This is a genomic window from Kitasatospora sp. HPM-01-4, from assembly GCF_051374625.1.
In the GTDB taxonomy this organism is placed as follows: Bacteria; Actinomycetota; Actinomycetes; order Streptomycetales; family Streptomycetaceae; genus Kitasatospora.
This window is the reverse complement of record NZ_JBPQGP010000005.1, coordinates 5,595,266-5,621,075: the sequence shown is the minus strand read 5'-3', so window position 1 is coordinate 5,621,075 and position 25,810 is coordinate 5,595,266. Positions and strand designations below refer to the sequence as shown.

Below are 25,810 nucleotides of genomic sequence, written 5' to 3'. Positions count from 1 at the left end.
GAGCGGGGCGAGAGCCGAGTCTGGGCGTGCATCGTGCGGGGGTCCCCCCGGCCGTCAGGCTGGGGGAAGAGAGCGCAGCGGCGCTGCGCGCGACGAGGGATGTGCGTTCAGGCGAAAGCTATCGGCACGCGACGCCGCGGGCCCTATCGCCGGTCGGTCTTATGCTCGACCAGTTCAAGCCGAGCCGTACCAGGGAGCCCCACACCGTGAGCCGGACCACCGCCGTCACCCGACGCCTGAGAAGTCCGGAGCTCGGCGCGGCCGTGCTGGCGGCCGCACTCTCGATGGGCGCCTACTGCCTGGCGCTGGCGCTGCGCGGCACGTACCCGTTCGGTGCCCGCTCGCGGGCGGTGAACGACCTCGGCAACCAGTTCGTGCCGTTCCACGCCCACCTGTGGGACCTCCAGCACGGGAACACCACCGGTGACCTGGTCTTCAACTGGAACAGCGGCTACGGCGCGCCGTTCCTGGCGGACTTCTTCACCTACCTGATGAATCCGTTCTCCTGGCTGACCGGGCTGTTCCCGCGTGCCGCGGTGAACTTCCCGGTCTTCCTGGTGACCCTGCTCAGCATCGGCCTCGGCGCGGCCGTGATGACGTACTTCCTGGGCCGGCTGCACCCCGGCTCGCCCTGGCTGCGCGCGCTGCTCGGCACCGGGTACGGGGTCTGCGCCTGGGTGGTCAACGACGGCGCCGCCGACCCGATGTGGATGTGGGGCCTGGTCTCGCTGCCGCTGGTGGGCATCGCCTGCGACTGGTGTCTGCAGGGCCGCCGCTGGGTGCTCGGCACGCTCTTCGTGGCGGTCGCCTGGGCCGGGAACTTCTACACCGGTGCGATGGCCACCGTCGGCGCCGGTCTGGTGCTGCTGGTCCGGGTGGTGCTGGCCGGCGACCGGCCGGTCCGGGCCCGGCTGCTGGTGCTCGGCCGGGCGGCCGGCATGGTCGTGGTCGGGGTGCTGCTGACCGCGCCGGTGATGTTCGTCGGCCTCAAGGCCAGCAAGGCCTCCCAGCCCGCGCCGCCGGCCACCTACGACGGCCCGCCCGCCCTCACCGACTACCTGGCCCAGCTGCTGCCCGGCGGCCGCTCCGCGGTCAGTGCGCCGAACCTCTTCATCGGGATGCTCGGTCTGCTGCTGGTCGCCTCGCTGCCGTTCAACCGCCGGCTGGCCGTGCGCGAACGGGTGGCCTGGTACGCGCTGCTGCTGCTGGTCGCGCTCAGCTTCGTCTGGGAGCCGACCATCCTGCTCTGGCACGGCCTGGCGATCCCCAACGGCAGCCCCTACCGGGCCGCCTTCGTGCTCAGCGGCATGCTGACGATGGCCGCCTGGGTCTCGCTCTCCCGCTGCCCCGACCCGTTCGCGCTGACCGGCGGCGCCGCCCTGGTCGCGCTGGTCCTCCTGGTCGGGCACGGCCGCAGCTCGGTCTACGCCATGACCTGGGCGCTGGTCCTCGCGGGCGGCGCGCTCACCTTCGCCACGCTCTGGGTGCTGGAGCGCCGGCACGGCGACCGCCGGACCGAGCGGCTCGCCGTCGTGGTGCTCGGCTGCGCCGTACTGGCCGGGACCACCCTGTCCACCTACTCGGCCACGGTGATCCGCGACAAGCTGCCGTTCTTCTTCCCCCGGCCCACCGTCAGCGGGCCGAGCCTGGCAGCGTACCGGGTGCTCAAGCAGCACGACGACTGGCCCGCCACCCGCACCGACCCGGGTCCGCACGAGTTCGCCTCCAACGACCCGATGCTGCTGGCCGGCGAGGGCGGCTCGTACTACAGCAGCTACCTGCCGGCGGTCACCGCCGACCTGCTGCACGACCTGGGCGCGGGCTGGTTCATCCAGGGCCGGCACACCCTCAGCCCGGCCGACCCGGTCGGGCGGGCGCTGTTCGGCGTGACCACCTACCTGGACAGCAGCTCGGCCCCGAACGGCTTCACCGCCAAGCGGGCCACCGCGGCGCCGCTGGTCACCGTGCACCCCTCGATCAGGCCGGACACCACCTCGGTCTGGTCCCGCCAGGAGTCCCTGCTCGGCGCCAAGGTGTACGAGGTCCCGCAGCTGGCCTGGACCGCCGGGCCCAGGCCGACCCCGCACGGCACCAGCGGCTGGTCCGTCCCGGCCACGCCGCGGGGCAGTGTGTGGACCACCTTCACCGGCAGCTGCACCCCCGGCAGCAGCGCGTTCCTCTACGCGCCGTGGTTCGGCGGCACGGTGATGGGCATGGGCGCCAAGTACGAGAGCTACGGCAAGCAGCCGATGACCGCCATGCCGATCAGGTCGCTCGGCACGGTCGGCGCCGACGGCAGGGTCCAGGTGCAGCTGCGCGCCTCGGCCGCGGCCCAGGTCCCGGCCCAGCCGGTCGGCTGCTTCAGCCAGGCCGCGCTCGACCGGGCGCTCACCGCTCTCAAGGGCGCCACCCACGTCAGCTCCGGCGGGCACACCCTGAGCGCCGAGCTGCCCGCCGGGTCGAGCGGCACCGCCCTGGTCGCGCTCCCCGCCGTCACCGGCTGGCAGTGCTCGGTGGACGGCGGTGCCGAGCGCCCCGTGCGGTCCGTGCTCGGGATGATCGGGGTACCGCTCGGCAGCGGCGCCTCGCGTCTGTCCTGCAGCTACCACACGCCCGGTCTCGCCCCGGGACTCGCGGCCGGCGGAGTCGGCATGGTGCTCCTCGTCGCAGTGCCGCTCGCCGCTAGGCTGCGGCGCAAGGGCCGGACGGACGGACCGGCCGCCCCGGTACCATCGACGTGATTATCGGGACAAATGTGGCCGTGCGACCAGCCGCCCTGAGTGCCCACTACCGGAGGTGAGCCCGTGCGACTGTCGGTCGTTGTCCCCTGTTACAACGAAGAAGACGTGATCGAACTCTTCGACAAGTCGATCCGCGCCAACCTGGACGAACTGCCGGTCGACTACGAGCTCTGCTACGTGGACGACGGCAGCCGCGACGGCACCCTGGAGCACCTGCGCAAGCTCGCCGCCGAGCATCCGGGCTCCACCAGGTACGTGTCCTTCAGCCGCAACTTCGGCAAGGAGGCCGGCATGCTGGCCGGCCTCCGGGAGGCCACCGGCGACGCCGTGGTGCTGATGGACGCCGATCTCCAGCACCCCCCGGAACTGATCGAGCGGATGCTGGAGCTGTACGACCGGGGCCACGACCAGGTGATCGCCCGCCGCACCCGCGAGGGCGACAAGGCGGTGCGCAGCGCGGTCAGCCGGCTCTACTACCAGCTGATCAACAAGTGGGTGGACGTCGAGATCGAGGACGGCGTCGGCGACTTCCGGCTGCTCTCCCGCAAGGCCGTGGACGCGCTGCTCTCGCTGCCGGAGTACAACCGCTTCTCCAAGGGCCTGTTCTCCTGGATCGGCTTCGACACCGTCACCTTCGACTACAAGAACGTCGCCCGCGAGGCCGGCGAGACCAAGTGGCGGTTCGGCGCCCTGCTGAACTACGGCATGGACGGCCTGATCTCCTTCAACAACCGCCCGCTGCGGATCGCCATCTACCTCGGCCTGGCCCTGGTCGGCCTGGCCGCCCTCTACGCGGCGTGGGTCACCGGCGTGGCCATGGTGGACGGCATCGACTCCCCCGGTTACGTCACCCTGATCGTCGCGATAGTCGCTCTCGGCGGTCTGCAGATGGTGATGCTCGGCCTGATCGGCGAGTACATCGGGCGGATCTACTACGAGACCAAGCGCCGCCCGCACTTCCTGGTGAAGGAGAGCAACACGCCGCGCGCGACCTTCAGGACCGAGGGCTACCGGGGCCCCGGGGAGGAAGAGCGGTGAAGCCGCAGCTCTGGCAGATCGTCAGGTTCGGGCTGGTCGGCGTCGCCAACACCGCGACCTTCTACCTCGTCTACCTGGCGCTGCACCCGTTCCTGCCGTACTTCGCGGCGTTCACCATAGCCTTCCTGCTCAGCATGGTCGGCTCGTTCTTCCTGCACACCTACTTCACCTACCGGACCAGGCCGACCTGGAAGAAGTTCCTGCTCTTCCCGCTGCCCAACATCACCAACTACCTGGTGCAGAGCTTCGGCGTGGTCGCCCTGGTCCAGTGGGTGCGGCTGGACAGCAGGATCGCCCCGCTGGTGGCCGCGCTGGTCGCGATCCCGGTCACCTTCGTGCTGTCGAAGATCGTGCTGACCGGCCGGGCCGGGACGCCCGCCCCGGCCGGTCAGCACGGCTCAGTCGGGGTCGACCAGCTGGACGCGGCCGCCGTCCGGGTTGAGGTGGTGGAGAAGTAGCAGCCTGGAGCGGTCGCCCGCCGCGCGGCGCAGCTCCAGCACTCCGCCCGGCTGCTCCGGGGCCAGGACCGCGGCCGGACCGCCGGGTCCGCTGCGGACGTCCAGCGCCGGGTGCAGGACGTCGATGGCCAGGGTGGGTTTCTCGCCGTCCATCCCGATCGAGGAGACGGCGTCCAGCGCGCTGGGCAGAGGGCCGTCGGTGACGCCCGTCCACAGTCCGTAGCGGATGCCGGTGGCGTCCGGCTTCAGCCCGGGCAGCCTGTCCAGCCGGACCGGCAGCACCACGGCGGCGCTGTCCAGCAGTCCGGTGTCGGTGTCGCCCCAGCGGGCGTTCAGCGGCTGGACGTCCAGCTCCTTGCCGCTCCTGGCGTCCAGGGTGCGGGCCACCAGGACGTCACTGTCGGGCAGCCGGTCGGCGACCACGACCGCGTCGGTGACGCCGTCCCCGTCGGTGTCCAGCGAGGCCCGGACCGCGAAGTCGCCCACCGGGGTGGCCGCCGGGGCCCAGAAGGCCGCGGCCAGGTAGAGCATGCCGTGTTCTAGACCCCCGCCGCCGAGCGCCGGGGCGTCGGTGGCCGCCCCGGCGTAGCGCAGGTCGGCGGCGCGGTCCCCGTCCGAGGCGGCGCACCGGTCGGTGTCCTCGACATCCGGTGCCCGCCCGACCTGGTGCGGGCCGTCCGGGGCGCCCACCGCGCAGTCCGGCCGGCGTGCGCCCTCCCCGCCGAGGGCGAAGGCGCTGACCAGGCCGCCGCCCTCGGCGGGAGCGGCGGTGCCGTTCAGGGCGAGCACGGTGCTGGACCGCGAGAAGCGCACCTGGGCCCCGGCCAGGAGCCCGGAGGCCGGACGCGGCGCGGCGAACAGCGGCACCCGCAGAGCCGGCAGCCCCGCGTCGGCGGGGGTGAGCAGCAGCCGCCCGGAGAGCTCGGCCCGCCAGCTGCGGGCCCGGCCCGCCTGGATGAGGTCGATGGTCGGGTCGGGCGAGCGGCCCAGCCGCCCGGGGACGCTCAGTGTGACGGTGACCCTGGCCCTTCCCCCCGCGGGGACGTCGATGTGACCAGGCGTCACTTCGAAGGCCGCGCCGGGGACTTCGGTGGACGACTGGTAACCGGTGGCGTAACCGACCGGCCGGGACGAGAAGTTGCGGATCTCCACCTCCCGTCGCAGCGAGGTCGGGCCGGTGACCGGTACCGGGCCGAAGGAGACGCCGACCGCGCCGTCCACCGCCCCCTCGCCCGCCGCGTACGCCACGGCGGGTGTCCGGACGGCCCGGTCCACCTGGACCCGGCCGGCGCCGGCCCGCTCGGGCCCGTAGACCGGTCCGGAGCGGTTGTCGCCGGGGAAGGTGTCGGCCGCGGTGTTCATCAGGGCCGCCTTGACCTCGGCCGCCGTCCAGTCGGGGTGGGCGGCGCGGACCAGGGCGGCGAGTCCGGCGATGTGCGGGGTGGCCATCGAGGTGCCGTCCTCGCGCGCACCGCCGCTGCCACTGCCCGCCCTGGCCGACCAGATGGTCTCCCCGGGCGCCGCGAGGTCCGGCTTCACCAGGCCCGGGACGCCGATGCCGCGCGAGCTGAAGGAGGCGAGGGTGTCGGTGCGCTGCGGCTGGTCCTGGCTCACCGCGCCGTGCAGCGGGTTTCCCCTGCCGGCCAGTTGGACCCGCACCTCGCCGGCGGCCGCGGCCCTGGTCAGCCGTTCGCCGTCCGCCTTCCCGACGATCGCCACCGGGATCCGGTCGTCACCGGAGAGTTCGCCGAGGTCGTCGCCGTCGGCCGCGAACAGCGCGCCCACCGCCCCGGCCTGTGCCGCGTGGTCCGCCCGCACCGTGGAGCCGCAGGCCCGGTCGGCCCCGCTGGTCCGCCAGGACAGTACGGCGACCCTGCCGCGCAGCCGCTCGGTGTCGGCCGCGTCGAACGGCGTGCAGCCGTCCGCCTGGTCCGCGGGCAGGGCGAGTCGGCCCCCGACCTCCTCGGTGGACCAGCCGGGGTACCTGGCGCTCCAGTGCGCCGGGACCAGTCCGGCCAGGGACTGGGGGGCGAGCACCCGGATCCCGTCCGCGTCGGTGTGCGGACCGACCGAGGCGGCCACCCCGATGGCGCGCGCGGCGGTGCCGGGGCTGCCGCCGATGCCGTACACGTCGCCGTCGTTGCCGATCGCGGCGGCCACCACCGTGCCGAGCTCGGACAGCCGGTCCACGGCGATCGCGTCCGCGTCGTCCGCTCCGCCGAAGCGGCCGCCGAGGGAGAGGTTGACCACGTCCAGCCGGTCCGCCAGATCGCCGTCGCCGTCGGGGTCGGCGGCCAGGTCGAGGGCCTGGCCGAGCTGGTCGGTGGAGCCGTGGCAGCCGAAGACCCGGATCGCGTACAGCTTGGCGCCGGGGGCGGCGCCGGGGGCGACCTTGAAGGCGGCCGGGTCGAGGCCCGGGCGGTAGGGGCCGGTGTAGGTGCGGCCGGCGGTGGTGACGCCGAGGCCGGCGACGGTGCCCGCGACATGGGTGCCGTGGCCGTTGGCGGCGCAGTCGAGCGGGTTGTCGCCGGGGTGCGGCACCGGCTGCGGGTGCTCGGCCTGGGGGTCGGGGTCGTAGTCGTCGCCGACCAGGTCCTTGCCGCCGACCACCTTGGCGCTGGGGAAGAGCCCGGCGGGGGCGGTCCTGGCACCGGATGCCGAGCGGAACGCCGCTTCGGTGCCGGGTCCGCCGAAGTCCGCGTGGGTGTAGTCGATACCGGAGTCGATGACGCCGACCCTGACCCCCTCGCCGGTGTTGCCCGGCAGCCCGGCGGTGCCCGACCAGAGGGCGGGGGCGCCGGTGAGCGGGACCGAGTACCCGTTGGAGCGGTGCTTGAGGGTGATCGGATGCACCGCCCGCACCCCGGGCAGCCGCCGCAGCGCGGCCAGCCGGGCGGGCGGCGCGGCCACCGCGATGCCGGTGAGCAGGGTGTGCGTGCGGTACAGCTCGCGGGCTCCGGGGGCGGCGCGGCGGACCTCGCCGCCCAGCCGGTCCAGTGCCCGGTCGGCTTGGCGGCGCTGCCCGGCCCCGGCTTCGGCGGCGGCCCGGCGGACCTCCTCCGGTGAGCGCCTGGCCCGGCGGGCGCCGTCGGCGGCCCTGCGCCAGACGGGGGCGACGGGTTCGGTGTCCAGCTCCAGCAGCACCCGCTGCGGCCCGGACCGGACCGGCAGCGGTCCCGGACCGGCCGCCACGCCGGGCGGCGCGCAGGTGAGCGAGGCACAGCCCGCCAGCATGGCGAGGGCGAGCCCCAGCCTGGTCGGCCCGCTGGGCCGGCGTCTTGGGCCTGTGGGGATCGGGCCAGCGGGGATCGGGCCAGCGGGGATCGGGCCAGGGATCGAACCAGTGGGGATCGGGCCGGTAGGGATCGGGCGGGGAGCCGGTGGGGTGTGCACTGAGCCGTCCTTCCCCGGCAGGGGCGGACAGATCTCGCTGCCGCCCGCGCCGCGCGGACGTCGATCACCCCTCCGGAAGGGCTCAAATTACGATCATCGCGCCGGTGCGGGCGAGCGGAGCCCCTCCTTCGGGGAGGGAGTGCACTCCTGTGAGTGATGCATCGTCAGTCTCTCGGGCCAATCGGATGATTCATCCGACGTGGCCGGTGGCACCGCCGTTGTCCCGGCGGTCCAGCGAGCGCTGGAGCGCGGCGGCCGCATGGGGATCGGGCACCAGGCGGCGCCGGCGGCGCGGGGTGCGGACGGGAGCGGTCGGGGCGGGGTGGCGGTCTGCGGTGGGGGGCATGCCGGGCTCCTTGGTGCGGGGCGCGCGCCGAGGCGCGCCGAGGGTGCAGGGAGACTCAGAGGTAAGGAGTGAGTGCCGCGCGCAGCTCGCCCTTGACAGGGTGGTGGCGGACGACGGGCGGGCACGCCGGACAGGGGTCACCCGCCGGTACGCGTACCGCATGCACGGGCCGGCGCTCCCCGCTTGTCGAGGGCGGCTCACCGTGCGGCTCTTCCAAAGTACGACGCCCGGCAGTCGCTGTCTGCACGAATAGTTGGATTTCCTAGTATCTGAGACGGCATTCACCCGGGACAGCGCGAAAGGCCCGGACCGAAGCGGTCCGGGCCTTTCACCGACAGCGGATCAGTCGTCCAGCACCATGGCCTCGGCGCAGGCCGCGATGGTCAGGAGCAGCGCGTCGTCCTGACCCGGAACCACGGTGACGCCGTAGTGCTCGCTCAGCAGCGACCACTTGCGGTCGATGTGCGCGACCTCCTGCTGGCCGTAGGTGATGGCGTACTGGTGGTCGGTGATGTTGCCGGTGACGTGCAGCTCGGCGCCGTTCTCGAAGGTCACGGTGAACTTGTAGACCAGCGGCGAGAACAGGGCCTTCTTCACGGTCGCGATCCGCTGCTCACCACGGTGGATGTAGCGGATGTCGCGGAGCGTCATGATCTTCTCGGAGATCCGGTACAGCTCGTTGCCGTTCACGTCCTGCAGGGCGATGGCACCGCTGAAGCTGAACATCTTCTCGTCGACCTGGAAGACGCGCTCACCGTTGCGCTTGATCCAGAAGTCGTGGGTGGGCGAGAAGAACTTCTCGTCGATCTCGTAGGTCACACCGTTCTGTACCGGCTCGTGACCGTCCAGCAGGCGCTGGCTCAGGCCCTGCAGGAAGTCGTCGTGCCGCTCCCCGTGGCCCTGCTGCTGCGCGCCGCCGAGCAGCTGCTGGGCGATGCCGAGCAGGCCGCCGAAACCGTCGCTCATCTGGGATTCCCCTTTTGGTCGTGCCATCGTTCGACATGACTGTAGAGGCCCGGGCCGAGCAGCCGACAGCCCTTCCCCGTTCCTGTTGCACAATCAGCACAACAGCGGAGAAGGGCTGTCGAAAAGCGGCCGGCCTACCGGGGTCAGCCGAGGTTGACCGCGCGCGCGAACCGGGCGCCGATCGCGCTGGAGATCTCGGCGAGCACCTCCTGGGACACCTCGGTGTCCACGGTGATCGAGGCCAGCGCAAGGCCGTTGTCCCGGGCGACCTGCATACCGGCGATGTTGATGCCGGCGTCGCCGAGGATCCTGCCGAGGGTGCCGACCACGCCGGGGCGGTCCTCGTACTTGAAGAAGGCCATGTGGTCGGTGAGCGCGACGTCCACCTCGAAGGAGTCCACACCGACGATCTTCTGGGTCTGCTTCGGGCCGGAGAGGGTGCCGGAGATGGCGGTCTCGCTGCCGTCGGAGAGGGTGCCGCGCACGGTGATCACGTTGCGGTGCTCGGGGCTCTCGCTGGAGGTGGTCAGCCGGACCTCCACGCCGCGCTCCTGGGCGAACAGCGGGGCGTTGACGTAGGACACCGTCTCGGCCACCACGTCCTCGAACACGCCCTTCAGCGCGGAGAGTTCGAGCACCTTGACGTCGTGCTGGGTGATCTCGCCACGCACCTCGACGTCGAGGCGGACGGCCACCTCGCCGGCCAGGGCGGTGAAGATCCGGCCCAGCTTCTCGGCCAGCGGCAGCCCCGGGCGGACGTCCTCGGCGATCACGCCGCCCTGGACGTTGACCGCGTCCGGCACCAGCTCGCCGGCCAGCGCCAGGCGGACCGACCTGGCGACCGCGATACCGGCCTTCTCCTGCGCCTCGTCGGTGGAGGCGCCCAGGTGCGGGGTGGCGACCACGTTGTCGAAGGCGAACAGCGGGGAGTCGGTGCACGGCTCCTGGGCGTAGACGTCCAGGCCGGCCCCGGCCACCCGGCCCTCCTTGAGCGCGCTGACCAGCGCGTCCTCGTCCACGATGCCGCCGCGCGCGGCGTTGACGATGCGCACGGTCGGCTTGACCTTGTGCAGCGCCTCGTCGCCGATCAGGCCGATGGTCTCCGGGGTCTTGGGCAGGTGGACCGTGATGAAGTCCGAGGCCTGGAGCAGCTCTTCGAGAGTGACCAGCTTGACGCCCATCTGGGCGGCGCGGGCGGCCTGGATGTAGGGGTCGTAAGCGACGATCTTCATACCGAACGCGGACATCCGCTGGGCGACCAGCACACCGATCCGGCCGAGGCCGACCACGCCGAGCACCTTCTCGGAGAGCTCGACGCCGGTGTACTTGTTGCGCTTCCACTCGCCCGCCTTCAGCGCGGCGTTGGCCGGCGCGATGTTGCGGGCGACCGAGATCAGCAGGCCGCAGGCGAGTTCGGCGGCGGTGACGATGTTGGAGGTCGGCGCGTTGACGACCATCACACCGGCCTTGGTGGCGGCGGAGACGTCCACGTTGTCCAGGCCCACGCCGGCCCGGGCGACGACCTTGAGCCGCTTGGCGACGGCCAGCGCCTCGGCGTCCACCTTGGTGGCGCTGCGGATCAGGACGGCGTCCACGTCCGCGATGGCGGCCAGCAGTTCACCGCGGTCCCCGCCGTTGCAGTGGCGGATCTCGAAGTCGGGTCCGAGCGCGTCGACGGTGGCGGGCGACAGCTCTTCGGCGATCAGTACGACAGATTTGCTCACGACAGTTGTCCTTATGGCTGTCCGGTTCCCACTGCCCACGGAGGTGGCGTGACGGGCAGGGGGAGGGTGGCATGCCGCGTAGGTAGACGCACGACGCTGTGGGCCTGACGCGCACTCGGAAGTGTATCGACGGGCTGGCCGGGGGGCTGCTCCCGTCCGGCGAAATCACCCGGACGGGAGCAGCCTTGTTGTACAAGGCCGTTGACGGCCTCAGCGGGAGGTCACGCCTCCTCGTCGACCCAGCTCATCAGCTTGCGCAGCTTCTTGCCGGTGGTCTCCAGCAGGTGCTGGGAGTCGGCGTTCTTGTACTCGTTGTACTTCGGCAGACCCGCCTTGTACTCGGCGATCCAGGTGTTGGCGAAGGTGCCGTCCTGGATCTCCGCGAGGACCTTCTTCATCTCGGCCTTGGTGGCGTCGGTGATGATGCGCGGGCCGGTGACGTAGTCGCCCCACTCGGCGGTCTCCGAGATCGACCAGCGCATCTTCTCCAGGCCGCCCTCGTACATCAGGTCGACGATGAGCTTCAGCTCGTGCAGGCACTCGAAGTACGCGATCTCCGGCTGGTAGCCGGCCTCGACCAGGGTCTCGAAACCGGCCTTGACCAGGGCGGCGGTGCCACCGCAGAGGACGGCCTGCTCGCCGAACAGGTCGGTCTCGGTCTCCTCGGTGAAGGTGGTCTTGATGACACCCGCCCGGGTGCCGCCGATGCCCTTGGCGTACGAGAGGGCCAGGTCGAAGGCGCCACCGGTGGCGTCCTGCTCGACGGCCACGATGCACGGGACGCCGCGGCCCTCCTCGTACTGGCGGCGGACCAGGTGACCCGGGCCCTTCGGGGCGACCATGCAGACGTCGACGTCGGCCGGGGGCTTGATGAAGCCGAAGCGGATGTTCAGGCCGTGGCCGAAGAACAGGGCGTCGCCCGCCTTCAGGTTCGGCTCGATGGCCTCCTTGTAGACGTCGGCCTGGATCGGGTCCGGCACCAGGATCATGATGACGTCGGCCTCGGCCGCGGCCTCGCCCGGGGTGGTGACGCGCAGGCCGGCCTCCTCGGCCTTGGCACGGGACTTGGAGCCCTCCAGCAGGCCGACGCGGACGTCGGCGCCCGAGTCCCGCAGGGACAGCGCGTGGGCGTGGCCCTGGCTGCCGTAGCCGATGACCGCGACCTTGCGGCCCTGGATGATGGACAGGTCGGCGTCGTCTTCGTAGAACAGCTCGGCCACTTCTGGCACATCTCCTTGCGTGGTGGTTTTGCCGGTTCCGCCAACCTAAACGTAGTTGCGACCGGCGAGGGTGTGGTGCGGTGGTTCAGGGGGTGAGACGGATGCCCGTCCTACCCCGAGGTCTCTCAGGCGCTGCGGTCGAGGGAGCGCAGCGAGCGGTCGGTGATCGACCGGGCGCCGCGCCCGATCGCCACCAGGCCGGACTGCACGAGCTCCTTGATGCCGTACGGCTCCAGCATCCTGAGCATCGCCTCCAGTTTGTCGGAACTGCCGGTGGCCTCGATGGTCACCGCGTCCGGCGAGACGTCGACGGTCTTGGCCCGGAACAGCTGCACGATCTCGACGACCTGCGAGCGGGTCTCGGCGTCCGCGCGGACCTTGACCAGGACCAGCTCCCGCTGGACGGCCTGGGCCTGGTCCAGTTCGACGATCTTTATCACGTTGACCAGCTTGTTCAGCTGCTTGGTGACCTGCTCCAGCGGGAGGTCCTCGACATTGACCACGATGGTCATCCGGGAGATGTCCGGGTGCTCGGTCGGGCCGACGGCGAGGGAGTCGATGTTGAAACCCCGACGGGAGAACAGGCTGGCGATGCGGGCGAGCACGCCGGGCTTGTTCTCGACCAGGACGGAGAGGGTGTGCTTGGACATGTCGGTCATGGGCTCTCTATCGGATCGTCCTCAAGAGGGGCTCCGGCGAGGCCGGATCCACCGGGGGCGGGAGGGCCCCTCCGGCCCGACGGCGGGCAGGGGGGCGGGCGGGTCGTCAGTCGAGGTCGTCGCCGAAGTCGGGGCGGACGCCCTTGGCGAACTGGATCTCGTCGTTGCTGGTGCCTGCCGCGACCATGGGCCAGACCATGGCGTCCTGGTGGACGATGAAGTCGATGACCACCGGGCGGTCGTTGATCTCCATCGCCTGCTTGATCACCGCGTCCAGGTCCTCGGGGCGCTCGCAGCGCAGACCGACGCAGCCCATCGCCTGGGCGAGCAGGACGAAGTCCGGGATCCGGGTGCCCTGGGCCGGCGGCGCGACGCCGTCGTGCCCCGGGCCCGCGTGCAGCACGGTGTTGGAGTAGCGCTGGTTGTAGAACAGGGTCTGCCACTGGCGGACCATGCCCAGCGAGCCGTTGTTGATGACCGCGACCTTGATCGGGATGTCGTTCAGCGCGCAGGTGACCAGTTCCTGATTGGTCATCTGGAAGCAGCCGTCGCCGTCGATCGCCCAGACCGGCACCTCCGGCCGGCCGGCCTTGGCGCCCATGGCGGCCGGGACGGCGTAGCCCATGGTGCCCGCGCCACCGGAGTTGAGCCAGCTGGCCGGCTTCTCGTAGTTGATGAACTGCGAGGCCCACATCTGGTGTTGGCCCACCCCGGCGGCGTAGATGGCGTCCGGGCCGACCAGTCGGCCGATCCGCTCGATCACCTGCTGCGGGGAGAGCTCACCGGCCGGTGCGGGCTCGTAGCCCAGCGGGTAGGTCTTCTTCCACTCGTTGAGCCTGGCCCACCAGTCGGCGTAGTCGCCCTTGTGCCCGGCGTCGAACTCGGCCTGGACGGCGACGATCAGGTCGGCCAGCACCTCGCGGGCGTCACCGACGATCGGCACGTCGGCCGGGCGGTTCTTGCCGATCTCGGCCGGGTCGATGTCGGCGTGCACGACCTTGGCGTACGGGGCGAAGCTGTCCAGCTTGCCGGTGACCCGGTCGTCGAAGCGGGCGCCCAGGGTGAACAGCAGGTCGGCCTTCTGCAGTGCGGTGACCGCGGGGACGCTGCCGTGCATCCCGGGCATGCCCAGGTGCTGCGGGTGGCTGTCGGGGAAGACGCCCAGCGCCATCAGCGTGGTGACCACCGGCGCGCCGGTCAGCTCGGCGAGGATCCGCAGCTCGGCGCTGGCCTGCGCCTTGAGCACGCCGCCGCCGACGTAGAGCACCGGCCGCTTGGAGTTCACCAGCAGCTTGGCGGCCTCGCGGATCTGCTTGGCGTGCGGCTTGGTGACCGGGCGGTAGCCGGGCAGCGAGGTCTCCACCGGCCAGCGGAAGGTGGTGGTGGCCTGCAGCGCGTCCTTGGCGATGTCGACCAGGACCGGGCCCGGGCGGCCGGTGGAGGCGATGTGGAAGGCCTCGGCGATCACCTCGGGGATCTCGGCGGGGTCGGTGACCAGGAAGTTGTGCTTGGTGATCGGCATGGTGATGCCGCAGATGTCCGCCTCCTGGAAGGCATCGGTGCCGATCGCCTTGGAGGAGACCTGGCCGGTGATCGCGACGATCGGGACGGAGTCCATGTAGGCGTCGGCGATCGGGGTGACCAGGTTGGTGGCGCCCGGACCCGAGGTGGCCATGCAGACCCCGACCCTGCCGGTGGCCTGCGCGTACCCGGTGGCGGCGTGCCCGGCGCCCTGCTCGTGGCGGACCAGGATGTGGCGCACCTTGACGGAGTCCATCAGCGGGTCGTACGCGGGAAGGATGGCCCCGCCCGGGATGCCGAAGACGGTGTCCGCGCCTACGGCCTCCAGCGAGCGGATGAGCGACTGTGCGCCGGTCATCGTCTCGACGATGGTGCTCGGTCCCGGAGCATGGGCGGCCGGGTTGTCCCCGCGGCGGGGGGATGCGGCGTGCTCAGTCATCTGCCTGTCTCTTCTCGGGTTCGTTCGGCCCCGGCAGTTGGAGGGTGCTGCCGTACTGGTGGGCCGTTCTCCGGCTCTGCCTCAATCGTCCCGATTCGGGGTGATCGAAGCCAGTGTTCGTGCGGTGGTCGAGCAGTGTCAGTGCAACAAAAAACCCCTCGTGCCAAGGGCATGCGAGGGGTGGCGCGTCGGTCTCTCACGAGCGGGGTCCGCTCAGCCGACGCGCCTGCCAAGTACGAGAATTCGGGTGCGCATGGGACCGACCTTCCTCCTCGGCGGTACCGGGTGTCAAGTGGGTGGGACGGCCGTCTCGCTATGCGGACCGCCGCTCGGACCGCCGCAGGCCTTCGGCACCGAACGGCGTTCGGGCAGGTCCAGGGGGGTGTGCCGGTGTACGACCCTCCCCCGGCCTCCGGCCGGGGGGACCCCATCCCAGCCCCCGGCGGAGGGGACCCCAGCCCATCCCCCGATCGGGGGGACCCTCCCCCAGCCTCCGGTCGGGGAGGCCCCGTCCCAACTTCCGGCGGAGGAGACCCCCTCCCAGCCCCCGGCGGGGGGAACCCCCTCCCAGCCCTCCGGAGACACCCCCTCCCAGCCCCCGGCGGAGGAAACCCCCTCACAGCCCTCGGCGGGGCCGGCGCCCTCGCCGCCCGGCTCCGGACGGCCGCCCGAGCGGGTGTCCATGGCCCGGTACCCGCGCCGTGCCGAGAGCGAGCGCGCCTGCCTCGCCAGCGGATACGCCCGGCGGGCCAGCGCCCGGCCCAGCCGCTGCTCGTCCAGCGGCTGGGCGAAGGCCAGCCCCTGGCCCTGGCGGCAGCCCAGTTCCTGGAGCACCGCGAGCTGGCGCGGCTGGTCCACCCCCTCCGCCACGGTGACCAGGCCGAGGTCCCTGCCCAGCCGCAGCGCGTGCCCGGCGAGCGCTCTGGTGAGGGTGGACTCGGCGAGGTCCTGGACCAGGCTGCGGTCCAGCTTGAGCGAGTCGAACGGGAGCCGGGCCAGCACGCCCAGCGAGCCGGCACCCGTGCCGAAGCCGGCCACCGAGGTGGACACCCCGTGGCGGCGCAGCGCGGCCAGCCGCCGGCCGATCTCGTCCGCGTCGCAGTCCGGCGCGGTCCTGGCCAGCTCGATCACCAGCTGTTCGGCGGGCAGGCCGGTCTCCCGCAGCACACCGACGATGGTCTCGTAGATCCCGGGCGCGCACAGCCGCTCGGCGCTCAGCCGCACGGCGACCGGGACGGCGCACGGCGCGCCCGCCGACCGGCGGCGGGCGGCGGCGGCGGTGACGGCCTCCTGGAGCAGCCAGCGGGCGAAGCGGGTCGCGGCGTCGCCCTGTTCCGCGGTGCGCAGGAACTCCGCCGGGGTGAGCACCAGGCCCTGCGCCGATCGCCATCTGGCCTGCGCCTCGACCGCCGTGATCACGCCGGTGGCGAGGTCCACCACGGGCTGGTGGAACAGGGTGAAGGTGCCGTCCCTGACCGCCAGGCGCAGCCGCTCCTCCAGTTCGGCCCGGCGCTCCAACTCGGCCCGCATGGCCGGGGTGTAGAGCACCACCCGGCCCTTGCCCTCGGACTTCGCCCGGTACATCGCGAGATCCGCGTTGCGCATCAGCTCGTCGGTGGCGGCCTTGGGGTCGGCGTCGGGGGCGTGGCCACGCGGGCCGAAGGCGATGCCGATGCTGGCGGCGACACCGAGTTCGGCGCCGCCGATCCAGTACGGCTCGGAGAGCGCGGCCCGCACCCGCTCGGCCAGGTCGTGCACCTGGGCGCGGCCGAGCCGCCCGCAGACCAGCGCGGCGAACTCGTCGCCGCCGAACCTGGCCACGGTGTCCCCGGCCCGGACCGCGCCCTGGAGCCGGCGGGCGGCCTGGACCAGCAGTTCGTCGCCGACCTGGTGGCCTGAGGTGTCGTTGACCGCCTTGAAGCCGTCCAGGTCGAGGAAGAGCACCGCCACGGCGGGTTCCTCGCCCTCGGGGTGCTCCCGGGCGCTCTCGGCGGGCCGCTCTCCCCGGGCCGGGCCGCGGTCCGGGCACTCGCCTAGGGCGGCGCGGACCCGCTGGACGAACAGGGCGCGGTTGGGCAGGTCGGTGAGCGGGTCGTGGAAGGCGTTGTGGTGCAGCTGGGCCTGCAGCGTCACCCGCTCGGTGACGTCCCGGCTGTTGAGGATCAGGCCGTCGCGGTAGCGGTTGACGGTGGACTCGACGTACAGCCAGTGGCCGTCCCCCGACCGGACCCGGCACTCCACCCGGGCCGAGGGTTCGGTGGAGACGGTGTCGGCGCCCCATCTGGCGGCATGACGGACCATCAGTCTCCGCACCTCGCCGAGGACCCGCTCCACGTCGCCCGGGTGGACCAGGTTGAGCAGGTTGCCGCCGACCAGCTCCTCGGGGTCGCGGCTGTAGACCGTGAGGGTGGCCGGACTGGCGTACGAGAGCACCCCGTTGGCGTCGGCGATCATGATGACGTCGCTGGAGCCCTGCACCAGCGAGCGGAAGTGCGCCTCCTTCTGGGCGAGTTCCTGTGCCAGCGAGAGGTTGTCCAGCAGCATCACCCCCTGGCGCACCAGCAGCACCAGGCCGAAGGTCGAGGCCGAGACGACCATCACCCGGTCCAACGGCCGTCCGCCCATGGCGTTGTAGACGATGCCCGCGACGCAGACGGCCGCCGCCACGTACGGGGTGAGCGCACTGAAGGTGGTGGCCACCCGGCGGCGCGGGGCGCCTCCGGCGGACGGGTGCTCGCGGTGCGGGCGGCCGCGGTCGGCCGACCAGGGCGCCCAGGCGAGCAGCACACTGCCGGCGAACCAGCCCGCGTCCAGCAGCTCACCGGAGTGGTAGCTGCTGCGCAGTTCGGGCGAGGTGAACAGGGCGTCGCAGACCACCGTGACGGCCAGCGCGACCATCGCGGTGTGCACCGCCGCGCGGTTCCCGTCCCGGCACCGGAAGCGCAGACCCATCACCAGGCTGACCAGCATGATGTCCAGCACCGGGTAGGCCAGGCCGAGAGCGAGGCAGAGCGGCGAGGAGCCGTCCCCCGCCGCGACCCGGCCGAGCGCCAGGCTCCAGCTGAGCGTGAACAGCGAACTCGCCACCAGCCAGCCGTCCAGCAGCAGGCAGAGCCAGCCGACGGCCGTGCGGGGGCGCTGGGCGAGCACCACCACGCCGGTGATCGCCAGTGGGGCGAAGAGCAGGAAGGCGTACTCCGCGACGGAGTTGGGCGGGACGGGGGCGCGCAGCACCACCTCGTACCAGCCCCAGGTGCCGTTGCCGACGGTCACCATCAGGGAGGAGAGGCCGAACAGCAGCCAGGCCGGCCGGTACGGGCCGCCCGCCGTGCAGCCGTACAGCAGGCAGGAGAACGCGGCCGCCAGCGCCGCCCCGGCCAGCCCGAAGTCGCCCATGAACAGCCCGAGTCCGGCCGATCCCCAGCCGAACGAGGCGCCGAGCGCATAGCCCAGGCAGAGCGTGGTCAGCAGTGCGCCGGGGACCCGGCCGCGGGGATCGTCACCGCGGGTGCCGTCACCGCGGGCGCCGTCGCCGTGCGGGTCGCCGCCACGGGGGTCGCCACGGCCGACCGGGGGCGCGGCGGGCAGCACCGCATCGGTGGAGTTCACTCGACATCTCCCCCTCCGGCCCGGGGCGCGCACGCGCCCGAGCCTCGGCCGTGCCACCGCGTGAAGTGATCTGACGCCACGTCACCACAGCATCCCCGCAGGCTGCTCCCGATACCCACAAGGGGGTTGGAGGGAGTCGCTCCGCTTCGCCGTACCGGCGTTCCCACTTGGGACACTACACCACTTCCGTCACTCAACGACACGCACTCTAAACTTAGAGTAATGGCCTGTGCGTGGTGATGTGCCCCGGTCTCGGCGGGATCGCCCCGGTTGGCAGCGGCGCACGACCGGGGCGCACGGCCCTGCGGTGCTACGCCCCTGCGGGCACCAACTCCTCGTCCGCGAACAGCCTCAGCCGGTGCGCGAGCGCCGCCGCCTCACCGCGGGAGGAGACCTCCAGCTTGGCCAGGATGTTGGAGACGTGCACGCTGGCGGTCTTGGGGGAGATGTACAGCTCCTCGGCGATCTGCCGGTTGGTCCGGCCCCGGGCGAGCTGTCGCAGCACGTCCCGCTCGCGCGGGGTCAGGCCGAAGGCCTCGGCCGGCTCCGGGCCGCGGTCAAGGCCGCGCTCCGGGCCGTGTCCAGGCCTGGTCGAGGCCTCTTCGGCCGGGTCCGTTCCGATGGCGAGCCCGGTCCGCCCGGCCAGCCGGGCGATCTCCCGCTCCATCCGACGGTTCTCCCGGGCCAGCGCCAGCTCGCGGGCCTCGCGCAGCAGTTCTCCCGCCGCGGCCCGCCGCCCGGCACCGGCCGCCGCCTCGGCACCCCGGTACAGGGCGGTCAGCAGCGGCTCGGTCGGCCCGCTCCCGCGCAGCGCCTCGATCGCCGCCGTCCAGTGCGCCGGGGTGCCGGCCCCCTCGGCCCGGGCCAGCTCCGCCTCCAGCAGCCGCAGGCAGCCGATGAGCAGCGGCGCCGTGGGACGGAGCCGGGCGGCGGTGGCGGCGATCCGCGCGAGCACCTCGGGCCGGCCGGGCTCCGCGGCGGGCAGGCCCCTCAGGTCCGCCTCGATCGCCGCCCCGTCGGTCAGCAGCGGCAGCAGCCAGCCCGCGACACCGTCCAGCAGCTCCCCGGACGGGATCGCGTACCGCTCGAAGCCGGCGCTCAGGACGCCCAGCAGCTCGGCCCTGGCCTCCAGCGGCCGGCCCGTGCGGGCAGCGATCCGGATCGCCAGCCGGATGTTGGGCACCTCGTGCTGCGGTTCCACCGCCTTGGCCGAGGACCTGGCCTTGGCCAGGTACCGCGTGGCGGCCTCGGGATCGCCCAGTTCCAGGGCGAGGTCGCCGCGCAACCGGTCCAGGAACTCGTGGTGCGCGTCGCCGCCGGACCGCTCGGCCCAGGCCGAGAGACGCTCCGCGGCCTCGGCGAGGCGGCCCAGCCGGATCAGCGTCTCGACCAGGTTGCCGGTCAGGATCGCTCCGGTGTTGGCCAGCAGGCCGAGGCTGCCGGCCGCCTCCAGGCCCGCTCCGGCCACCTGCTCGGCCTCCGTGGCCCGGCCGACCGCGAGCAGGTGGCTGGCCAGGTTGTTGAGGCCGCGGCAGTACACGTCGGCGCCCAGCTTCCGGGACTTCTCGACCGCGTCGGCCAGCAGCGCCAGGCCCTTGTCCACGTCGCCGAAGAACGCGTGCAGGCCGCCCAGGGTCATCCGGGCGTGCTGCTCGACCCCGGCCGCACCGACCTGCCTGGCGATCTCCACCGCCTGTTCGGCGAGCGCGATGTCGGTCACCGCCGGGCGGCCCAGCATGTTGTGCGAGACGGCCAGGGCCAGCACCTCCGCCTGCACGGCCGACGGCCGCAGCCGGGCCACCAGCCGCTGGGCGTGCTCGATCTCCTCGTCCCCGCCGGTGCGGTGCAGGTGGACGAGCATGCGCGCCCGGCTCATCCGGAACCAGGCGGCGCGCTCCGGGTCGCGCTCCTCGTCCACCAGCTTCAACGCCCGCCTGGCCAGGCTCAGTCCGCGCTCGCGATCACCGGTGCGGCGGGCGGCCACCACGGCCTCGGCGAGCACGTCCACCAGCTGGAGCCGTTCGCAGGACTCGTCGTGGGTGCCCGGCTCACAGCTGCACGGCGGGTAGGTCTCGGCCCAGTCGTACGGGCGCAGGGTGTTCTCCAGCACCTCCTCGGAGACCTCGTCCCAGAGCTCCAGCGCCCGCTCCAGCATGCGCAGTTGCTCGGCGAAGGCGTTGCGGCGGCGGGCCGCCCTGGCGGCGTCCAGCGCGGCCGGCAGGGCGCGCGCCGGATCGTGCGCGTGGTACCAGTAGTTGGCCAGCCTCGCCGGACGCTTCTCGCTGCCGACCAGGACCTCGTTGGCCTCCAGCACGGTGGCGTAGCGGCGGTTGATCCGGTACCGCTCGCCGGGCAGCAGGTCGTCCGAGACCGCCTCGCGGACCAGGGCGTGCCGGAACCGGTAGCCCTCTCCGTCGGTGTCCGGGCGCAGCACGTTGGCGCCGACCGCGTTGCGCAGCGCCTCGATCAGCGGTTCCTCGCCCTCGTCCAGCACGGCGGACAGCAGGGCGTGCTCGATGCAGGAGCCGCCCTCCGCCGCGATTCTGACCACGCGTTGGGTCTCGTCGGGCAGCGCCTCGACCCGGACCATCAGGATGTCGCGGAGCGAGTCGGTCAGCCCGGCGGGGCAGCCGTCCTGGTGCGCGGTGGCGAGTTCCTCGACGAAGAACGGGTTGCCCTCGGAGCGGCGGTGGATCCGGTCGACCAGGTCGCGGTCGAGGTCTTCGGCGCTGCCGCTGCCGAGGATCCCCGCCAGCTGTGCGGCGACCTCATGACGCCCGAATCTGGCCAGTTCCAGTCGCTGTACGGTCCGCAGCCGGTCGAGTTCGGCCAGGAACGGGCGCAGCGGATGGCGGCGGTGCAGGTCGTCGCTGCGGTAGGTGGCGACGATCAGGACCCGGGAGCGGTGCAGCGTCCGGATCAGGTAGGCGAGCAGTTCCCGGGTGGAGCGGTCGGACCAGTGCAGGTCCTCGACGGCCAGGAGCAGGGTCCGGTCGGCGGCGATCCGCTCGAAGAGCCGGGCGGTGTGCTCGAACAGCAGGGCCCGGCCGAACTCGTCGTTGGGCTCGGCACCGGTGTCGCCGAACTCCGGCAGCAGCCGCGCCAGATGGCCCTCCATGCCCTCGGCGGCCCGTTCGAGTTCGGCACCCAGACTCCGGTGCAGGCGGCGCAGCGCGGTGGCCAGCGGCGCGTACGGCAGTCCCTCGGCGCCGACCTCCAGGCAGCCGCCCAGGGCGGTGACCACACTCCGGCCGCCGGCGGACGCCAGGAACTCCTCCACCAACCGGGTCTTGCCGACCCCCGCCTCACCGGCGATCAGGACGGTCTGCGGCTCCCCCGCCTCGGCCCTGCGCAGCGCCCCGGCGAGCGCCTCGGTCTCGGTACCGCGGCCGACGAAGACGGGACTGATCGATATCTGCTCCACACCGGCGAGCATGCCACAGGCCGAGGAAGGCGGCGGAGGGGTTATCCGGGGGCGGAAAAGCCCGGAGGGGAGGTGCCGTCGGCAACCTCCCCTCTCCGCCTCCCCTCATCCGCGGGCGCTTTCGGCGCGCCTTCCGGTGAGGGCTCCGCCGTCAGCACTCGCCGAGCCGTGCGCTGTGCCGGCGGACGGCCGGACGGCGGATGCCCCGGGCCAACCGGGCCAGGACGCCCTGGCGCTGACGGGCCGTACGGGCGGTGCGGGCCTCGCGGACCAGGCGGTGGTGCTCGGCCTCGCGGCGCAGTTCCTCACCGCGTGCCTGGATGAGCTGGTACTCGATCATCCGGATTCTCCCCCTCTGCCGGACGGGGCCGGCCCCTTCGGCCGGTCCTCCCTCGTCCTGGTAAGAGCTTCCTCTCCCGGAGGGGTGCCGCACATCGGCAGCATTCCTGATCATGCCGGGCCCCGGAACCTTAGAGAGCCCGTGCCCGCCCCCCAGCAAGGGGGGCGGGCACGGGCTCGGATACCTAAGTAGGTACGACCTCCGGCTAAGGATCCTTAGGCCTGAACGCCCAGACGCTCAAGAATCAGGTCCTTGACCCGGGCGGCGTCCGCCTGGCCGCGGGTGGCCTTCATGACCGCGCCGACCAGTGCGCCGACCGCGGCGATCTTGCCGTCACGGATCTTGGCGGCGATCGCCTCGTTCTCCGCGATGGCCGCGTCCACGGCCGCGCCGAGCGCCGAGTCGTCGGAGACCACGGCGAGTCCGCGCTTCTCGACGACCTCGTCCGGCTCGCCCTCACCGGCCAGCACGGCCTCGATGACCTGGCGGGCCAGCTTGTCGTTGAGCTTGCCCTCGGCGACCAGCGTGCAGACCCGGGCCACCTGGGCCGGGGTGATCGGCTGCTCGGCCAGCTCGGTGCCGGTCTCGTTGGCGCGACGGGCCAGCTCGCCCATCCACCACTTGCGGGCCTGGTCGGCGGGGGCACCGGCCGCGATGGTCTCCTGGATCGGCTCCACCGCACCGGCGTTGAGCACCGACTGCATGTCCTTGTCGGACAGGCCCCACTCGGCCTGCAGCCGGGCCCGGCGCACCCGGGGCAGCTCGGGCAGCGCGGCCCGCAGCTCCTCCACCCACTCGCGCGCGGGGGCGATCGGCACCAGGTCGGGCTCGGGGAAGTAGCGGTAGTCCTCCGCCTCCTCCTTGATCCGGCCCGAGGTGGTGCTGCCGTTCTCCTCGTGGAAGTGACGGGTCTCCTGGACGATCGTCCCGCCCTCGTCGAGGACTCCGGCGTGCCGCTGGATCTCGAACCGGACCGCCCGCTCCACGCTGCGCAGCGAGTTGACGTTCTTGGTCTCGCTCCGGGTGCCGAACTTCTCCCGGCCGTGCGGACGCAGCGACAGGTTGACGTCGCAGCGCATCTGGCCGCGGTCCATCCGGGCCTCGGAGACGCCCAGCGTCCGGATCAGCTCGCGCAGCTCGGTGACGTACGCCTTGGCGACCTCGGGCGCGCGCGAACCCGCGCCGGTGATCGGCTTGGTGACGATCTCGATCAGCGGGATGCCGGCCCGGTTGTAGTCCAGCAGCGAGTACTCGGCGCCGTGGATCCGGCCGGTCGCACCGCCGATGTGCGAGGACTTGCCGGTGTCCTCCTCCATGTGGGCGCGCTCGATCTCCACCCGGAAGATCTCGCCGTCCTCCAGCTGCACGTCGAGGTAGCCGTTGAAGGCGATCGGCTCGTCGTACTGCGAGGTCTGGAAGTTCTTCGGCATGTCCGGGTAGAAGTAGTTCTTCCGGGCGAACCGGCACCACTCGGCGATCTCGCAGTTCAGCGCCAGGCCGATCTTGATCGCCGACTCCACACCGGTCGCGTTGACCACCGGCAGCGAGCCCGGGAGTCCCAGGCAGGTCGGGCAGGTCTGGGTGTTCGGCTCGGCCCCGAGCTCGGTCGAGCACCCGCAGAACATCTTGGTCTTGGTACCCAGCTCGACATGGACCTCAAGGCCCATCACCGGGTCGTACGAGGCAAGAGCATCCTCGTACGAGACCAGGCTTTCGACGCTCACAGCGTCCCCTTCACTAAAAGTCTTGGCGGTACGGGCGATCAGCCCAGGAGGACGTCGTCGCTGGTCAGCTGCCGGAGCTCGCGCACCAGCAGGGCGGTGCCGGTGACCAGGGCCACCGCGCCGACCACGGCGTTGACCAGCATCAGCGTGTCGTTCTCAAGACGGGCCTTCTTGACGTCCTTGACGATCCCGACCGCGCCGAAGGCGCTGGAACCGATGGACAGCCACAGTCCGGGCCTGCTGTGTTTGAAGCCCTTCGCCTTTGCCACGGTGCTGCTCACAGTGCCGGTGCCTCCTCCAGCAGGGTGTGTCCCCACTTGTCGTTGAGTGCGGCCTCGACGGCGCCGCCCACCCGGTAGAGGCGGTCGTCCGCCATCGCGGGGGCGATGATCTGCAGGCCGACCGGGAGGTTGTCCTCCGGAGCCAGCCCGCAGGGCAGCGACATGGCCGCGTTGCCCGCGAGGTTCGAGGGGATGGTGCACAGGTCCGCCAGGTACATCGCCATCGGGTCGTCGGCGCGCTCGCCGATCGGGAAGGCGGTGGTCGGCGTGGTCGGCGAGATCAGCACGTCGACCCCGGCGAAGGCGGCGTCGAAGTCGCGCGAGATCAGGGTGCGGACCTTCTGCGCCGAGCCGTAGTACGCGTCGTAGTAGCCCGAGGAGAGCGCGTACGTGCCGAGCATGATGCGGCGCTTGACCTCGGGGCCGAAGCCGGCCTCGCGGGTCAGCGAGGTGACCTCCTCGGCGCTGCGCGAGCCGTCGTCGCCGACCCGCAGCCCGTAGCGCATGGCGTCGAAGCGGGCCAGGTTGGAGGAGCACTCGCTCGGCGCGATCAGGTAGTACGCGGGCAGCGCCAGGGTGAAGGACGGGCAGGAGACCTCGACGACCTCGGCACCCAGCTCGCGCAGCAGCTCGACGCTCTCGTTGAAGCGCTGCATCACACCGGCCTGGTAGCCCTCGCCGGCGAACTCCTTCACCACGCCGATCCGCATGCCGCGCACGTCGCGCAGCTTGGCGGCCTCGACCACGGCCGGGACCGGCGCGTTGATCGAGGTGGAGTCCATCGGGTCGTACCCGGCGATCGCCTCGTGCAGCAGGGCCGCGTCCAGCACGGTACGGGCGCACGGGCCGCCCTGGTCCAGCGAGGAGGAGAAGGCGACCAGACCGTAGCGGGAGACCGCGCCGTAGGTCGGCTTCACACCGACGGTGCCGGTGACGGCACCCGGCTGGCGGATGGAGCCGCCGGTGTCGGTGCCGATCGCCAGCGGGGCCTCGAAGGCGGCCAGCGCGGCGGCCGAGCCACCGCCGGAGCCGCCCGGGATCCGGGAGAGGTCCCACGGGTTGCCGGTCGGGCCGTACGCCGAGTTCTCGGTGGAGGAGCCCATCGCGAACTCGTCCATGTTGGTCTTGCCGAGGATGACCACGCCGGCGTCCTTCAGACGCGAGGTCAGCGTGGCGTCGTACGGCGGGATCCAGCCTTCGAGGATCTTGGAGCCGCAGGTGGTCGGGACGCCCTTGGTGGTGAAGACGTCCTTCAGGGCCAGCGGGACACCGGCCAGCGGGCCCAGCTCCTCGCCCTTGGCGCGCTTCTCGTCCACGGCCTTGGCGGCCGCGAGAGCGCCCTCGGTGTCGACGTGCAGGAAGGCGTTGACCTTCTTGTCGACGGCGTCGATCCGGTCCAGGTGGGCCTGGGTCACCTCGGCCGCGCTCACCTCGCCCTTGGCGATGGCGGCGGCGGTCTCGGCTGCGGTGTAGCGAATGAGATCAGTCACGGTCGGTCAGTCCTCCCCGAGGATCTGCGGCACACGGAAACGCTGCTCCTCGGCGGCCGGGGCGCCGGAGAGCGCCTGTTCCGGGGTGAGCGACTGTCGCACCTCGTCCGCCCGCATGACGTTGGTCAGCGGAAGCGGGTGGGAGGTCGGCGGGACGTCCTGTCCGGCGACCTCGGAAACGCGGGCGACCGCGCCGATGATCACGTCGAGCTGCTCGGCGAAGTGGTCCAGCTCTTCGGCCTGCAACTCAAGACGCGACAGCCGAGCGAGGTGGGCGACCTCCTCGCGCGTGATGCCAGGCATGCAGCGATCCTCAAGGTGAGTTCTGGATGAGGCCGGGCACCGGGTGCCCGACCCGGGCGGGGTCCTCAGGGCACACCCGTCCTCTTGTCTAGGCACATCCTATTGGGTAGCCGCTCGGCGCCAGCTGCGACTTA

The 25,810-nt window shown here is 72.2% G+C and carries 17 protein-coding genes; 3 read left to right on the top strand and 14 right to left on the bottom strand.

The window, feature by feature from the left end; genetic code table 11:
* Nucleotides 1-206: 206 nt before the first annotated feature.
* From ACSMTC_RS24435 to ACSMTC_RS24425, 3 genes are all read left to right on the top strand, one after another.
* Nucleotides 207-2,741 carry a YfhO family protein gene (locus tag ACSMTC_RS24435; protein WP_436561860.1) on the top strand — a complete coding sequence of 845 codons (2,535 nt, stop codon included), beginning with the start codon at nucleotides 207-209 and terminating at the stop codon, nucleotides 2,739-2,741.
* A 63-nt stretch (nucleotides 2,742-2,804) separates the two neighbouring features.
* The gene (locus tag ACSMTC_RS24430) at nucleotides 2,805-3,779 is read left to right on the top strand and encodes a glycosyltransferase family 2 protein (RefSeq protein WP_436561859.1); all 975 of its coding nucleotides are present in this window, start codon (nucleotides 2,805-2,807) and stop codon (nucleotides 3,777-3,779) included.
* Nucleotides 3,776-4,237, top strand: coding sequence for a GtrA family protein (locus ACSMTC_RS24425; RefSeq protein ID WP_436561858.1), 462 nt, complete (start codon nucleotides 3,776-3,778; stop codon nucleotides 4,235-4,237). The genes ACSMTC_RS24430 and ACSMTC_RS24425 overlap by 4 nt, the downstream gene beginning before the upstream one ends.
* Here the strand turns inward: ACSMTC_RS24425 and ACSMTC_RS24420 are convergent.
* The 14 genes from ACSMTC_RS24420 to gatC all read right to left on the bottom strand — a co-directional run bounded on the left by ACSMTC_RS24420 (nucleotide 4,178) and on the right by gatC (nucleotide 25,676).
* Nucleotides 4,178-7,471 (bottom strand): S8 family peptidase, encoded by a 3,294-nt coding sequence (locus ACSMTC_RS24420; protein WP_436561857.1) that lies wholly within the window; start codon nucleotides 7,469-7,471, stop codon nucleotides 4,178-4,180. The genes ACSMTC_RS24425 and ACSMTC_RS24420 overlap by 60 nt on opposite strands.
* A gap of 349 nt (nucleotides 7,472-7,820) precedes the next feature.
* Entirely contained in the window at nucleotides 7,821-7,976 is a 156-nt protein-coding gene (locus tag ACSMTC_RS24415) for a hypothetical protein (RefSeq protein ID WP_436561856.1), read from the bottom strand.
* 342 nt (nucleotides 7,977-8,318) lie between these two features.
* The gene (locus ACSMTC_RS24410; RefSeq protein ID WP_436561855.1) at nucleotides 8,319-8,942 is read right to left on the bottom strand and encodes an LURP-one-related/scramblase family protein; all 624 of its coding nucleotides are present in this window, start codon (nucleotides 8,940-8,942) and stop codon (nucleotides 8,319-8,321) included.
* A 143-nt stretch (nucleotides 8,943-9,085) separates the two neighbouring features.
* Complete coding sequence (serA, locus tag ACSMTC_RS24405) at nucleotides 9,086-10,666, bottom strand: phosphoglycerate dehydrogenase (RefSeq protein WP_436561854.1); 1,581 nt, start codon at nucleotides 10,664-10,666, stop codon at nucleotides 9,086-9,088.
* Between the two features lie 221 nt (nucleotides 10,667-10,887).
* Nucleotides 10,888-11,886, bottom strand: coding sequence for a ketol-acid reductoisomerase (gene ilvC, locus ACSMTC_RS24400; protein ID WP_436561853.1), 999 nt, complete (start codon nucleotides 11,884-11,886; stop codon nucleotides 10,888-10,890).
* A gap of 125 nt (nucleotides 11,887-12,011) precedes the next feature.
* Nucleotides 12,012-12,536: an acetolactate synthase small subunit gene (ilvN, locus tag ACSMTC_RS24395; protein WP_436564797.1), complete on the bottom strand. Its 525-nt coding sequence runs from the start codon at nucleotides 12,534-12,536 to the stop codon at nucleotides 12,012-12,014.
* A gap of 115 nt (nucleotides 12,537-12,651) precedes the next feature.
* Nucleotides 12,652-14,505, bottom strand: a complete 1,854-nt coding sequence (locus ACSMTC_RS24390) for an acetolactate synthase large subunit (RefSeq protein WP_436561852.1) — start codon at nucleotides 14,503-14,505, stop codon at nucleotides 12,652-12,654.
* A gap of 288 nt (nucleotides 14,506-14,793) precedes the next feature.
* Complete coding sequence (locus ACSMTC_RS24385) at nucleotides 14,794-18,114, bottom strand: putative bifunctional diguanylate cyclase/phosphodiesterase (RefSeq protein WP_436561851.1); 3,321 nt, start codon at nucleotides 18,112-18,114, stop codon at nucleotides 14,794-14,796.
* Nucleotides 18,115-18,424: 310 nt separating this feature from the next.
* Nucleotides 18,425-21,538, bottom strand: a complete 3,114-nt coding sequence (locus ACSMTC_RS24380; protein ID WP_436561850.1) for a helix-turn-helix transcriptional regulator — start codon at nucleotides 21,536-21,538, stop codon at nucleotides 18,425-18,427.
* Between the two features lie 151 nt (nucleotides 21,539-21,689).
* On the bottom strand, nucleotides 21,690-21,878 hold the full coding sequence (locus ACSMTC_RS24375) for a hypothetical protein (protein ID WP_436561849.1): 189 nt from the start codon (nucleotides 21,876-21,878) through the stop codon (nucleotides 21,690-21,692).
* Between the two features lie 215 nt (nucleotides 21,879-22,093).
* Entirely contained in the window at nucleotides 22,094-23,602 is a 1,509-nt protein-coding gene (gatB, locus tag ACSMTC_RS24370; RefSeq protein ID WP_436561848.1) for an Asp-tRNA(Asn)/Glu-tRNA(Gln) amidotransferase subunit GatB, read from the bottom strand.
* A gap of 38 nt (nucleotides 23,603-23,640) precedes the next feature.
* On the bottom strand, nucleotides 23,641-23,883 hold the full coding sequence (locus ACSMTC_RS24365) for a hypothetical protein (RefSeq protein ID WP_436561847.1): 243 nt from the start codon (nucleotides 23,881-23,883) through the stop codon (nucleotides 23,641-23,643).
* Complete coding sequence (gatA, locus tag ACSMTC_RS24360; RefSeq protein ID WP_436561846.1) at nucleotides 23,880-25,373, bottom strand: Asp-tRNA(Asn)/Glu-tRNA(Gln) amidotransferase subunit GatA; 1,494 nt, start codon at nucleotides 25,371-25,373, stop codon at nucleotides 23,880-23,882. Before gatA ends, ACSMTC_RS24365 begins: the two co-directional genes overlap by 4 nt.
* A 6-nt stretch (nucleotides 25,374-25,379) precedes the next feature.
* Nucleotides 25,380-25,676: an Asp-tRNA(Asn)/Glu-tRNA(Gln) amidotransferase subunit GatC gene (gatC, locus tag ACSMTC_RS24355; protein WP_344640136.1), complete on the bottom strand. Its 297-nt coding sequence runs from the start codon at nucleotides 25,674-25,676 to the stop codon at nucleotides 25,380-25,382.
* Nucleotides 25,677-25,810: the final 134 nt, after the last annotated feature.

Coding starts and splice junctions, on each gene's coding strand:
- ACSMTC_RS24375 (WP_436561849.1), bottom strand. CDS start 21,878: ATGATCGAGTACCAGCTCATCCAGGCACGCGGTGAGGAACTGCGCCGC.
- gatC (WP_344640136.1), bottom strand. CDS start 25,676: ATGCCTGGCATCACGCGCGAGGAGGTCGCCCACCTCGCTCGGCTGTCG.
- ACSMTC_RS24420 (WP_436561857.1), bottom strand. CDS start 7,471: ATGCTGGCGGGCTGTGCCTCGCTCACCTGCGCGCCGCCCGGCGTGGCG.
- ilvN (WP_436564797.1), bottom strand. CDS start 12,536: ATGTCCAAGCACACCCTCTCCGTCCTGGTCGAGAACAAGCCCGGCGTG.
- ACSMTC_RS24390 (WP_436561852.1), bottom strand. CDS start 14,505: ATGACTGAGCACGCCGCATCCCCCCGCCGCGGGGACAACCCGGCCGCC.
- ACSMTC_RS24415 (WP_436561856.1), bottom strand. CDS start 7,976: ATGCCCCCCACCGCAGACCGCCACCCCGCCCCGACCGCTCCCGTCCGC.
- ACSMTC_RS24410 (WP_436561855.1), bottom strand. CDS start 8,942: ATGAGCGACGGTTTCGGCGGCCTGCTCGGCATCGCCCAGCAGCTGCTC.